The organism is Gordonia sp. SMJS1 (assembly GCF_029866425.1).
Lineage (GTDB): Bacteria > Actinomycetota > Actinomycetes > Mycobacteriales > Mycobacteriaceae > Gordonia > Gordonia hongkongensis.
Genome location: NZ_CP123381.1, coordinates 3,612,579 through 3,625,095, shown reverse-complemented (window position 1 = coordinate 3,625,095; position 12,517 = coordinate 3,612,579). Strand labels below are relative to the sequence as shown.

Below are 12,517 nucleotides of genomic sequence, written 5' to 3'. Positions count from 1 at the left end.
TAGTGCCAACGCGCGCAGATCGCCATCGGTGCTGCCAAACCCCGGTCGCGGCCGACGCCACGCATACTGACCGCCCGGTCATCTGGCCGACGGCTTCGATCGCGGTTAAGTTGGGGGAGTGAGATCTGAGCCGCACGTCCTCGGCATCGTCCTCGCAGGCGGCGAAGGCAAGCGTCTGTACCCGCTGACGATGGACCGCGCCAAACCTGCGGTGCCCTTCGGCGGTGCCTACCGACTCATCGACTTCGTGCTGTCCAACCTGGTCAATGCCGGTTACGAGCGCATTTGCGTGCTGACACAGTACAAGTCGCATTCGCTGGACCGGCACATCTCGCAGACCTGGTGGACGTCGGGATTCCACGGCGAGTACATCACCCCGGTGCCGGCCCAGCAGCGACTCGGACCACGCTGGTACACCGGCAGTGCCGATGCGATCTTCCAGTCGATGAACCTCATCACCGACGAACGACCCGAGTACATCGTCGTCTTCGGAGCCGATCACGTGTACCGGATGGATCCGTCGCAGATGGTGGCCGCGCACATCGAATCCGGCGCCGACGTCACGGTGGCCGGGATCCGCGTGCCCCGAGCGGAGGCGGTGGCCTTCGGCTGCATCGACTCCGACGAGAGCGGGAAGATCACCCGCTTCCTGGAGAAGCCGGCCGATCCGCCCGGCACGCCGGACGATCCCGACGTGACGTTCGCGTCGATGGGCAACTACGTGTTCACCACCGAGGCGCTGGTCGACGCGCTGCGCGCCGACGCCGCCGACTCGGACTCCGACCACGACATGGGCGGTGACATCATCCCGGCCTTCGTGCGCCGGAACACCGCCTTCGTCTACGACTTCAAGGACAACCAGGTACCCGGTGCCACCGAACGCGACACCGGTTACTGGCGCGACGTCGGAACACTGGATGCGTTCTACGAGGCGCACATGGACCTGGTGTCGGTCCACCCGATCTTCAACCTCTACAACGGCCGCTGGCCCATCCGCGGCGAGACCCACAACCTGCCGCCCGCCAAGTTCGTCCAGTCCGGGGTCGCCGAGGACTCGGTCGTGGGATCCGGCTGCATCATCTCCGGGGGCACGGTCCGCAACTCGGTGCTGTCCTCGAACGTCATCGTCGAAGACGGCGCGGTGGTCGAGGGCAGCGTGCTGATGCCCGGCGTCCGCGTCGGTAAGGGTGCCGTCGTCCGCAAGGCGATCCTCGACAAGAACGTCGTGGTGGGCGACGGCGAGCAACTCGGTGTCGACGTGAGCGCCGACCGCGAGCGGTTCTCCGTCAGCGCCGGTGGTGTCGTGACGGTAGGGAAGAACATCCGGGTCTGACGACGGCCCTTCGTGGCTCGCTTCGCTCGCACCTCAGGGAGCGGGGGAGCCGCCGTCCCGCAAGGCCGCGTCGATGAGCGTCGCGATGTCGTCTCCGGCGTCGTCCGGAAGCGCGTCGACCGGCCACCAGCGGAGGTCCACGGACTCGTCACTGCATACGACGCGGGGGAGTTCGCCGTCGGGCGTCGGGGCGGCGACCACCCGGTAGCGGACGTCGAGGTGGCGGGTGGGGACTCCCAAGGAGCAGGTGATCGGGTGGGTGTGGAGGTGGACCATCCCGTCACCGGCGAGCGTGGGGTCGGCGGTGTCGAGCACGAGTTCGGGCATGCCCGACTCTTCTCGCGCCTCGCGCAGCGCCGCGCCGGCGAGGGAATCGTCGGAGGGTTCGCAGTGACCGCCGAGCTGTATCCACTTCCCGACGCGGGGGTGCAGGGTCAGCAGAACGTGTCGGCGCGTCGCGTCGAAGACGATCGCCGAACCCGTCAGATGTCCTGGTGCGCAGGCCCGAAGACACCCGTCCGGGGACGCGGCGAGGAACGCGAGATATGCGTGACGCAGGGAGTCCTGGGCGGGATCGGGTGTCTCCCACCGTGTCAGGGCCTCGACGGCGGAGGCGTGCAGCGACTCGGCGGTCACAGTTCGACGACCCACTCCGCGGTGGGGGCGGGGTCGCGCAACCCGGCCGGTTCGAGCGGATGTCCGATGGCGACGGCCCCCAGCGGTTCCCAACTCGAATCCAGATCGAGGACGCGGCGCACCGTCGGCGCGGCGAAGATGGTCGACCCGACCCAGCAGCTGCCGATGTCGCGGACCGCCAGCGCGGTGAGCAGGGTGGCGACCGCCCCGCCCGCGGCCACGGTGAACATCGTGTGCTCGGCGGCGTTGCGACGATCATCGGGGTAGTCGTGGGCGCCCTCGGGTACGAGGAACGGGATCACCAGTTCCGGGGCGTCGTAGAGGATCTGCCCGCGTCGAAGTCGCTTCTCGATGGATTCGGCTGTCTTCGAGTCCGATTCGAGGTCGGTGCGCCAGTCGCGCGTCATCGCGTCGAGCAGTTCGCGGCGTCGCGAGGCGGAACGCATCCACACGAAGCGGACCGGATGTGTGTGGTGGGGTGCCGGGGCGGTGAGCGCCTCGGCGAGGGCGTCGCGCAGCTCCGCCGGGTCGACGGGCCGGTCGGCGAAGGTGCGCACCGAACGCCGGGTGCGGATGGCCTCTCGGCGGCCCTGTGCGATCGCCTCTTCGGTCCCGAGGCGGAACAGGTCCTCGTCGTAGGGACGGATGAGGTCGGCGGCGGTGGTGCCGTCGTCGGCCGGAGCGAACCCGCGGACGACGGCGACGGGGACGGCGGCGAGCTTGCCCTTGACGAGGTCTGCCGCGGCGGCGAGTTCGTCGGCCACCGCTATCTCGGTGACGATCAACGGATTCCCGTAGTCGTCGACGCCGCCCTCGTATGGGTGGGTCACGGCGATGCCGGCCGCGCCGATGGCAACGTCGGTCTGTCCGGTCCGCCAGGCCCGACCCATCGTGTCGGTGATGATCACCGCGACGTCGAGGCCGGCGGCGTCGGCGATGGCACGCCGCAGTGACGCCGCACTGCGGTCGGGGTTCTCCGGCAGGAGTGCCAGCTGATCGCTGCGCACATTCGAGCCGTCGATCCCGGCCGCGGCCTGCACCAGGCCGAGACGGTTCTCGGTGATCAGGGTTCGGTTCTTACGGGCCAGGACGCGCACCGATTCGGCGTCGACGAGGCGACGACGCAGTGCGTCCCGCTCCTCGGGATCGCTGGGCGCATCGACCATCCGCCCTTCGGCCTTGGAGATGATCTTGCTGGTGACCACCAGCACGTCGCCGGACTCGAGCCAGGGTGCGGCGCCGAGGATCTCGCCCGCGACGTCGGAGTCGGCGGTGAACTCGGGCAGGCCGGTCACCGGCCGGATCTCGAGATGTCCCGGTGCGCGGTGGTCGGGGCGAGCGGTCACTGCACGCCCTTGTTGGTCTCGGGCAGCGGTACGTCGACGAGCGCGCAGGCCGCACGCACCATCTGCGCGGTGGCCGCGGGGTCGGTCATGAGCAGCGGTGCGGTACCGACGGCGATGCCGTCGACAGCGGCGTGGTCGCCGTCGGCGATGAGCCAACCGTCGAGAATCCCGTTGCCGCTGCGGGCGCCGTAGTGTCCGGCGATCCCCTGTGCCGAGGACTCGACCTCGATCACGGACAGGCATTCGTCGGCCATGCCGCGCAGGGGACGGTTGTCGATGACCGGTGAGATCCCGACCACCGGGGCCCTGGTCTGGCGCAGCGCGCTGCGCATCCCGGGAACACTGACGATGGCGCCGATGCTCACGACCGGGTTCGACGGCGCGAGGAGGATGACATCGGCGTCGGCGATCGCGTCGAGGACGCCGGGTGCCGGCGCCGTGTCGTCCGAACCGACCTGCGCGAAGCCGAAGGTGGGGATCTGCGCGCGATGGCGTACCCACCATTCCTGGAAGTGGATCGCGACCCGTTCGCCGTCCTCGCCGTCGGGTTTGGCGACCACGACGTGGGTTTCGTGACGATCGTCGGTGACGGGCAGGAGCCGCACCCCGGGGACCCAGCGCCGGCACAGGGCGGCCGTGACGTCGGACAGCCGGTACCCGGCGTCGAGCATCTGGGTCCGGATGAGGTGGGTCGCGAGATCGCGATCGCCGAGGCCGAACCAATCCGGGTCGGCCCCGTAGGCGGCGAGTTCCTCTTTCGCGCGCCAGGATTCGTCGCGCCGACCCCACCCGCGTTCGGGATCGATCCCGCCCCCGAGTGTGTACATACAGGTGTCGAGGTCGGGGCAGATGCGGACGCCGTGCATCCAGGCGTCGTCGCCCACGTTCACGATGGCGGTGATCTCGTGCTCGGTCGCCGGGGCGCCGGACGCGTCGTCCTGGGGGGCCGGGAACGCCGTCGGGCCGAACAATTCGCGCAGACCGAGGAGGAATCGTGCCCCTCCGACGCCCCCGACGAGTACGGTCACCTTCACAGCAGGTACTCCTTCACACCGCCACTGTAGTGCGCGGTGCGAGTCGGCGGTCAGGCGCTGTCGGTGCGGTGCGGATGGTTTCGACCCGTGCCGGGTTCGGTGTGACATTCACGTCGGGTTGAGGTCAATGTCGTGTCGAGTCACAGGGTTGTCGGATCCTGGTGGTAAACAGAGAATCTTTGACTTCAACTTGACCCGGACCGCCTTGGGCGTGTGTAATCACATCAGTGTCATTCCGAGTTTGAGATCGAGAACCTTCGGATCGAAAACCGCTGGACTTCAACGGATTCGATCGTATGTTCGAACTCGGGTGAGGGTCGGTTCCGGCACTTCGCGGGCCGTCGCTCGGGCGCTGTGTACGTCTGATGTGGGTGTTTCCACATCCGTAGTACAAGTGGTGTGGCAACAGTGGTGGGTGCGGCACACAGGCCGTGTTCGCAGAGGACGCAGAAACTACCAACATCCCGAGCTAGGAGGCGCCGACGATGGCTTTGGAAAACCCGATCGGCAATCCGCTTGAACCACAGAACCGCCCGCAATTCACCGCCGAATTCAACACCCTTGGCCCCGTTGATGATTCGATGATCGGCGGCACCGCCGCCGCGTCGGCCATCGGTATCGGGACCGACTTCGGGTCGCCGCACGGGCCCGTCGCCGACGAGGCCGAGCCGGGTCGTCGTCATCTTTCGTTGGTGCCCAACGACTTCGACGATCTCTTCGACGCCGTCGAAGAGCAGTGGCAGGACCGTGCCCTGTGTGCGCAGACCGACCCCGAGGCGTTCTTCCCGGAAAAGGGCGGATCGACGCGTGAGGCCAAGCGGATCTGCCAGGGCTGCGAGGTCAAGTCCGAATGCCTCGAGTACGCCCTGCACAACGACGAACGCTTCGGCATCTGGGGCGGCCTGTCGGAGCGTGAGCGCCGGCGTCTCAAGCGCGGCATCATCTGACCGGCGTCACCATCTGACCGGACGGCTCGCGACGGAGTCGTCCCCACCGATCATCGACCGCGGATCACTCTGGTCCGCGGTCGATCGTGTCTTCGTCGACGCCCAGATGCGTCGCCACCTGTTGCACGAGTACCTCGTGGATCAGATCCAGCAACTCGGTGCCCTTCTTGGCCCGGGACTCCAGTGGCCGGCGGAACAGGATGATCTGCGCCCGCGTCGGTGCGCCGTTCACATCCATCCCGGCCGGGATCAGCCGTGCGAGCGGCACCGCACCGTCGGCGGTCACCTCGTCGGGCCACTCGACCGTCTCGGGGTCACGTGGCAGGAGCCGGGGGATCTCGTCGACGGCGATGTCGAGTCCGGCGATCTGGTCATGCCACTGCGCGTCGATCTCGGCGAACGCCTCCAGGGCGACCGCGTCGAATTCATCGGACCGGCTGTTGTGGGCGGGCACGCCCTGTGGCAGCAACGGCGAGCGCAGTCCCCGTCCGCGACGATCGCGGTGACGACCCGTCCGCCGACGACCGCGGCGCGCCTCCGGCAGGCCGGAGGAGCCACGTGGAGTCGGCTTCGGGTCGATACGCATGGCGAGAGTGTAGGAGGTCGGACGAGTCCGTGTCTCCTCCGGTCACTGCGTGTCTGCTCCGGCGGTCCGGGTCTTCGCCGGCCGCCCGCCCGGTGAGCGTGTCGCCGACGCGGTTGCGAGCGACGAGGGCTAATCTCGTCACGTGAAGCTTCCCCGACTGTGCTGCCGACCCGGCTGCGCCCGATCCGCGGTGGCTACCCTGACCTTCGTCTACGCCGAGTCGACCGCGGTGATCGGTCCGCTCGCGACGTCGCAGGAGCCGCACTCGTGGGACCTGTGCGACGATCACGCCCGCCGGATCACCGTCCCGCGCGGCTGGGAGATGCTGCGCAGCGAGCGGGGATTCTCCGCGCCGCCGGCCGAGGATCAAGAGCTGACCGCGCTCGCCGAGGCGGTTCGGGAAGCCGGAGCCGTCGCCGGCGGTGGACGCCCGCGGTACGTCGACCGCAGTCCGATCGACGCCCTCGACGCCTTCGAGGACACCGCGTTCGTCGAGGCCCATCGCGATGCCGTGGACGACCGTCGGACGGGTCGGCACCGCGCCGGCCCGGTCGATGCACCGTCGCAGCCGGCCGGGGCCCCGCGACACCAGACCCGGCCGCGCCCGGGGCGCCGCGGACACCTGCGGGTACTGCCGGACCCGGTCGACTGACCGGTCACCACCGCGCGGGGGGCGTGGACCACACAGACACTGTGCCGAGTACGTGCGCGCCGACTCCGCGACCTGGCTACCCTGGTGACATGCGAACCGGTTCCCCCGACCTCGACGACGCCGAGGAGCTGATCTCGGCCGATGTCGACGGTTTGCTGAGAGCGGTCGCGCTCGCCGGCGCACAGGTGCGCGCCGTCGCCGAAGCGGTGCGCGAAGGCGTGCTCGCCCCGCTCGCGGACCTGCGTCCCCGTAGCGTCATCGTGGTCCACGGTTCCAGCGGCGTCTCCCATCGGGCGACCGACTTCGCGGTGGCCACGCTCGGGGCCCGGGTGGACGTCCCGGTGGTCAGTGGTCCGGTGTTGCCCGGGTGGATCGGCCCGCTCGACGTCGTGATCGTCGCCGGCGACGATGCCGGGGACATGGCGCTCGCCGACGCCGCCGCGCGGGCGTTACGCCGGCGGGCCGAGGTCGTGGTGGTCGCCCCCGTGGCCGGGCCTCTTCGAGATGCGCTGGGCGGCAACGGGATCAACCTTGCGCCGCGGTTCGACATCGAACCCCGCTTCCGCTTCGTGGGGTTCGCCGCCGCGCTGCTCGCGGTGTTCGGTGCGCTGACCCAGGTCCGGTTCACCGGGAGCGTGCCCGCACTCGACGACCTCGCCGACGCACTCGACGACGAGGCCTCGACCGGACACCCGGCCCGCGACGCCTTCCACAATCGCGCCAAATCGCTGGCGCTGCGCGTCCGGGGCCGCCCCACCGTCTGGACGGCGGACAGCCCGGCCGGCGCGGCCATCGCCCGGCATGCCGTCGCCGGGCTCGTCGGACTCTCCGGGATCGTCAGCGCCGCAGCCGAACTCACGGACGTCTCGCGAATGGTGCAGTTGCTCGGGTCGCGCTCGGATGTCGCACCGAGTGCGGACTCGATCTTCTACGACCCCGACTTCGACGGACCGCCGGCAGCTCCCGCGCCGCGTGTCCAGGTCGTCTCGACGGGGCGGCGGGAATGGTTCACGCGTCAGCGGATCACCGGTCTCGGCGAGGTCGATCTCCTCGTCGGAATCGATCGTGCGCAAGAGACTTCGGCCGCCGGGGGCGCGGACGGCCGCGAGTGGGAGGACCGGCGTCCGGCGCCGGGTGAGGATCCGGTGGCCGACGGCCCGGGGGATGTACTGGATTTCCTGATCGTGGCACTACGGGTCGAGATGGCGGCGGTGTACCTCCGCCTGGTTGGGAACGCGTTGCAATGAGGATCATCGACGGAGTGGTGCGGCCATACGCCTGGGGGTCGCGGACCGCGATCGCGTCCATGCAGGGTAGGTCCGTGCCGTCGGCGCACCCGGAGGCGGAGCTGTGGTTCGGGTCCCATCCCGCGGGGTCGGCTCGGTGCGTCGATGTCGCCGGGATCGAGCAGGATCTCGTCGACGTGATCGACGCGGATCCGATCGGTACGCTCGGCGCGGCAAGCACGGCGGCCTTCGGCGAGCGTCTGCCGTTCCTCCTGAAGGTGCTCGCCGCCGAGGAACCGCTGTCCCTGCAGGCACATCCGTCCGCCGAACAGGCCCGGGCAGGATTCGAACGCGAGAACGCCCGCGGTGTCGCGCTCGAAGCCCGCGACCGCAACTACCGCGATCCATGGCACAAGCCCGAACTGATCGTCGCGACGACCCAGTTCGACGCCCTGGCCGGCTTCCGTCGACCGGAGGACACCATTCGGTTGCTCCGCGCACTGCAGGTCAGTGAGCTCGACCCCTATCTGGGGATGCTCGCGGGGCAGCCGGACTCGGAGGGGCTGCGGGCGCTCTTCACGACGTGGCTGACGCTGCCCGAGTCGCTGCTCCGTCAGCTGGTCCCGGCGGTACTCGCCGGCGCGGTCACCGTGCTGAGCGCGGGTGAGACGGAGTTCGTCGCCGAACTGCGGACGGTGTGTGAACTCGGGGAGGCCTACCCGAACGATCCCGGTGTCCTGGCATCGTTGCTGCTCAACAACATTCACCTTGAACCCGGGCAGGGGCTCTATCTGTCCGCGGGCAACCTGCACGCCTACCTCCGCGGTACGGGCGTGGAGATCATGGCGAACTCCGACAACGTGCTGCGGGGCGGACTGACGCCCAAACACATCGACGTTCCCGAGTTGTTGCGCGTCCTCGACTTCACCCCGGTCGATGTCTCGGACCTGACCCCGCAGATCCGGACCGTCGGCGCCGAGCGCGTGTACCTCACCCCCGCTCCCGAATTCCGGCTGTCGCGTGTCGAACTCGACGGGACGGGCCTCCACCACGCCTCGTCGATCTGCTTCGACATGCCGGGCCCGCAGATCCTCGCCGTGCTCAGCGGCGCGGTGGAGGTCCGACCGGCGGGTGGGAACCCGCTCACCGTGACGGCCGGACGGGCGGTGTGGATCACCGACGACGACCCGGACGTCATCGTCCGCGCGGCGTCGGCTCGTGCGGTCTTCTACCGCGCGCTGGTGCCGGCCGCGGTCTCGGCGCAACCCGACCCGACCTCATCGGTGGCGTCCGCGTCCGAATGATGTCAGTCCGTCAGCGCCGGACCGGAGTAGCCGCAGCGGTGCCCGCGGGTTCGGGGTAGCCGCCGATCAGGTTCCATTCGTCGGGGGTCGCGACCATGGTGACCAGGATCGGCCGCCCGCCGGTGTCGAGTGCGATGTCCTGTGGCGTACGCGGATTCTGACGCAGCGCGACGGTGGCGCCGTCGGCGGGTTCGCCGAGGCCCGGTGCGACGACGATCATCCGCGTGGTGTCGGGTTGTGGGGAAGGTGGCGCCACACCGTCGACGATGACCAGGCCGGGGCCGGGGCGCGCCGGGGTGCGGTCGCCCGAGAGTGACAGCGCGCTCGGATCGCCCACGGCGGTGACCACCGGGGTCCACCGGTGCGGGCGGTCGGTGTGCACGCGCACCGCGGCACCGACCGCGACTGCGCGGAGAGCGATCTGGGCCACGACGTGAATGCCCGCGGCGACCGAGACCGTGGAGATACCGGGTCCGACGAGCCGGGTGGCGACCGCGCGGCCGGCGTGATCGGCGCCGATGAGCTGGCCGCAACCGCCTGCCGGGATACGCGCCGAGGCGAGGAACGCCTCCGCCTCCGAACCCGTGAGTGCGGGTACGGCCCGGTCGAGCCGGGTCGGCGTCGAGATGGGGAGACTCGCTGCGAGAGCGTCGAACTGGCGGCCGTCGAGGGGGATCAGACCCGCGGGCCATCCACCGAGTGCGCGCCTCGCGGCGGGGAACTCGTTGACGCGGACGATCCCGGACACCTCGACCGTCGTGCGATCGCCGCGACGCCTGCCCTCGGTGACTCGTGGGCACAACTTCACGGTGACGGTCGTCGAGACCGCGGAGTTGACCCAGATGCCGCGCAGCACGTCGGTCAGGGCGGCCGGTTCGACGGCGGCGCTGCGCATCCGCAGACCGGCGACGCCGACCGAGTCGCGTTCCTCGGCGAGCGAGTCGAGGCTTGCGCCCTCGATGAGCTGCGCCGTGATGGCGGTGATCTGTGCCGCCGACAGGATGGTCGTCGACAAGCCGTGTTCGGCGAGCCTCTTGGCGACGCGGCGGGTGGTCACCGTCGCGGTGCGCAGTGCACCGGTCGCGCCGCCCCCGCGGCGGGCGACGGCGTCGGCGCAGTCGAGGGGATTGAGCCGGAGGACGACCAGCACCGACCGTTGGGCCGTCGCCGACAGCGGGCCCAGGGTGCGGTCGTAGGTGTCCGGCGCGATGCCCGAACCCCACACGCGCACACCGTGACTGATGACCTCGATGGAGCTGAGCCGGATGTCGTAGGGACTGATGCACTCGGCCAGGACGCCGAGGGGCACCACCTGGCCCGATTCGTCGCCGAGTTCGCTGTGGCCCGGGGTCAGGTAGGTGACGGCCGGGCTGCCCGGGTCCACCCGGACGACGGTGACCAGGGTGTCGCCGACCCACCTCGCGCCGATGGTCGTCGGAGCCGATGTCCGCCGTGCGGTGGCGTGGGTACTGGGGGCGGGCAGCGGGATGTCGAACGGGGCCGGGGCGAGATCGGCGTGGTCGCGGCGCATCCGCGACCACGAGAACGACAGATTCGCCACGATTCGACCGAACACCGACGGCCGGCCGCCGACCCGCACCAGACCTGCGGAGACGACCGCGGCCACGCCGAGTGCGGTTGCACCCCAGACGCTGCCGGACACCACCCAGACGACGAGTCCGAGCGCCAGCACCGCCTCGATCACGACGAGTGTGGGCAGTGCGATCCCACGCCTGTTCCGCTCCACGGTTGCGACCCCCTCGATCACCGCTGCCGACTGGCGTGTGCCGTCCACCGAGAGTGTGCACAAGCGGTGGAGCCCCACACGTCAGGGGCATGTTTGTCGGTTAGGCTACTACCGCGCGGCAGGGGGTATGCCGCAGGAGATCACAACCCGCTCGCCGCCGGAGAAGGTCCGACGCCGCGGCCCGGGTGCGGACAGGGGGAGCCGTGGCACGTCAGCTGACGACCAAAGCCCAGGTCAACGGCTACCGTTTCCTGATCAAGAGGCTCGAGCACGCCCTGGTACGACGCGACGTCCGGATGTTGCACGATCCCATGCGTTCACAGTTGCAGGCGCTCGTGGTCGGGACCGTCCTCGGTCTGCTGGTCCTCGGCGGGTGTGGAATCTGGGGCCTGATCCGGCCGCAGGGGTCCGTCGGCGACGCCACGATCATCGTCAGCAAGAACAGCGGCAGCACCTACGTCCTGATCGAGGACACCCTGCATCCCGTCCTCAACCTGGCCTCGGCACGGCTGGTGACGGGTAGCTCGGAGTCGCCGACCTCGGTCGGGGACAACAAGCTCAAGCCGTACCCGCGCGGACCCCTGTTGGGCATCCCGGGTGCGCCGGCGGCACTGCCGAAGTCGGCGCACCCGGACTCCTCCACCTGGACGGTCTGCGATTCGTCGACCGTGTCGGACGCGCCGGTCGAGTCGATCGAGCAGACCGTCATCGCCGAGACGCCGCGTCTGGGTGACGCGATCGGGACGGCGAACCCCGCCGACGCCGTGCTCGTCGATGGCGGCGACCAGACCTTCCTGGTGTATCAGCTGTTCCGGGACGGTGTCTGGAGTCCGGTCCGTGCCGCTGTCGACACCGAGAGCGCGCCCGTCATGCGGGCCCTCGGTCTCGAGGGGGCCACGCCCCGGCAGATGTCCACCGGCCTACTCAACACCTTCCCACTGGTCGATCCGCTTGCCGTGCCGGAGATCTCGGGTGCCGGCCAGCCCGGGGCAGTCGACGGCGCGAGTGTCGGCAGTGTCGTCAAGTCGGTCGGTGTCGACGACACGACGTCCTATCATCTGGTGCTGCGCGACGGGGTGCAGGAGATCAGCGCCCCGACCGCCGAACTCATGCGGCTGGCCGACTCCGACGCAGCTCCGGTGACCACCGTCGCCCCGGGGCAGCTCGCTGCGCTGAGAACCGTGGAGTCGGAACCCGTCTCGGACTTTCCCGAAGTCGCGCCGACGCTGCTGGACGTGGGCGGCGATCCGACGCTGTGCCGCACCTGGACCCGCGGGACGGGGGAGCCGCGCGCACAGACGACGTTGCTCGCGGGGCGTGAACTGCCGCTCGCGTCGGACGCGGTGCCGGTCCGGCTGACGTCGTCCGATGGTGCCGGACCGAACCTCGACGCGGTCTACATGCCGCCGGGCTCGGGCCAGTATCTGCAGGTGACCGGCAACGAGGCGGACAGCTCGCGCACCGAATCGCTGTTCTACGTCAACGATTCGGGTGTGCGGTTCGGCGTGCCGGACTTCGAGACCGGCGGCATCCTCGGGCTCGGGGATTCACCGTCCCGCGCGCCGTGGTCGGTGGTGTCGCTGCTCGCGCCCGGGCCGACCCTCTCGCGCGAGAACGCCCTCGTCGCGCACGACGGCCTGGAGACCGCACGACTCGACGCCGGCGCGGAGCACACCGAAGGACCCTCGACCGGCGGATGATCGACG

11 protein-coding genes are annotated in these 12,517 nt (G+C 69.9%); 6 read left to right on the top strand and 5 right to left on the bottom strand.

Annotated features, from left to right (window positions below; all coding sequences use genetic code 11):
- The first annotated feature begins 118 nt into the window (after positions 1 to 118).
- Positions 119 to 1,333 (top strand): glucose-1-phosphate adenylyltransferase, encoded by a 1,215-nt coding sequence (gene glgC, locus QAD21_RS16570; protein ID WP_165629808.1) that lies wholly within the window; start codon positions 119 to 121, stop codon positions 1,331 to 1,333.
- 33 nt (positions 1,334 to 1,366) lie between these two features.
- Here glgC and QAD21_RS16565 read toward each other — a convergent pair whose 3' ends face one another.
- From QAD21_RS16565 to cofD, 3 genes are read right to left on the bottom strand one after another with little or no spacing between them, the layout of a single operon-like run.
- Positions 1,367 to 1,969 carry an NUDIX domain-containing protein gene (locus QAD21_RS16565; protein WP_068972063.1) on the bottom strand — a complete coding sequence of 201 codons (603 nt, stop codon included), beginning with the start codon at positions 1,967 to 1,969 and terminating at the stop codon, positions 1,367 to 1,369.
- Entirely contained in the window at positions 1,966 to 3,315 is a 1,350-nt protein-coding gene (locus QAD21_RS16560) for a coenzyme F420-0:L-glutamate ligase (protein WP_058252537.1), read from the bottom strand. Before QAD21_RS16560 ends, QAD21_RS16565 begins: the two co-directional genes overlap by 4 nt.
- The gene (cofD, locus tag QAD21_RS16555; protein WP_068972064.1) at positions 3,312 to 4,349 is read right to left on the bottom strand and encodes a 2-phospho-L-lactate transferase; all 1,038 of its coding nucleotides are present in this window, start codon (positions 4,347 to 4,349) and stop codon (positions 3,312 to 3,314) included. The genes QAD21_RS16560 and cofD overlap by 4 nt, the downstream gene beginning before the upstream one ends.
- A gap of 689 nt (positions 4,350 to 5,038) precedes the next feature.
- Between cofD and QAD21_RS16550 the strand changes: the two genes are divergently transcribed.
- The gene (locus QAD21_RS16550) at positions 5,039 to 5,296 is read left to right on the top strand and encodes a WhiB family transcriptional regulator (protein WP_171011557.1); all 258 of its coding nucleotides are present in this window, start codon (positions 5,039 to 5,041) and stop codon (positions 5,294 to 5,296) included.
- A gap of 64 nt (positions 5,297 to 5,360) precedes the next feature.
- Here QAD21_RS16550 and QAD21_RS16545 read toward each other — a convergent pair whose 3' ends face one another.
- Positions 5,361 to 5,882 (bottom strand): metallopeptidase family protein, encoded by a 522-nt coding sequence (locus QAD21_RS16545; protein WP_058252540.1) that lies wholly within the window; start codon positions 5,880 to 5,882, stop codon positions 5,361 to 5,363.
- Between the two features lie 142 nt (positions 5,883 to 6,024).
- On the opposite strand from QAD21_RS16545, the gene QAD21_RS16540 reads away from it, so the two are divergent.
- From QAD21_RS16540 to manA, 3 genes are all read left to right on the top strand, one after another.
- The gene (locus tag QAD21_RS16540; RefSeq protein WP_171011554.1) at positions 6,025 to 6,534 is read left to right on the top strand and encodes a DUF3499 domain-containing protein; all 510 of its coding nucleotides are present in this window, start codon (positions 6,025 to 6,027) and stop codon (positions 6,532 to 6,534) included.
- Positions 6,535 to 6,623: 89 nt separating this feature from the next.
- Complete coding sequence (locus QAD21_RS16535; RefSeq protein WP_058252542.1) at positions 6,624 to 7,781, top strand: hypothetical protein; 1,158 nt, start codon at positions 6,624 to 6,626, stop codon at positions 7,779 to 7,781.
- Positions 7,778 to 9,064 carry a mannose-6-phosphate isomerase, class I gene (gene manA / locus QAD21_RS16530; RefSeq protein ID WP_055475904.1) on the top strand — a complete coding sequence of 429 codons (1,287 nt, stop codon included), beginning with the start codon at positions 7,778 to 7,780 and terminating at the stop codon, positions 9,062 to 9,064. The genes QAD21_RS16535 and manA overlap by 4 nt, the downstream gene beginning before the upstream one ends.
- Positions 9,065 to 9,074: 10 nt before the next feature.
- Here the strand turns inward: manA and eccE are convergent, their stop codons facing one another.
- A complete protein-coding gene (gene eccE / locus QAD21_RS16525) occupies positions 9,075 to 10,811 on the bottom strand; it encodes a type VII secretion protein EccE (protein ID WP_055475942.1) in 1,737 nt (578 codons plus the stop codon).
- 203 nt (positions 10,812 to 11,014) lie between these two features.
- On the opposite strand from eccE, the gene eccB reads away from it, so the two are divergent.
- Positions 11,015 to 12,511 carry a type VII secretion protein EccB gene (gene eccB / locus QAD21_RS16520; RefSeq protein ID WP_055475905.1) on the top strand — a complete coding sequence of 499 codons (1,497 nt, stop codon included), beginning with the start codon at positions 11,015 to 11,017 and terminating at the stop codon, positions 12,509 to 12,511.
- The last annotated feature ends 6 nt before the right edge of the window (positions 12,512 to 12,517 follow it).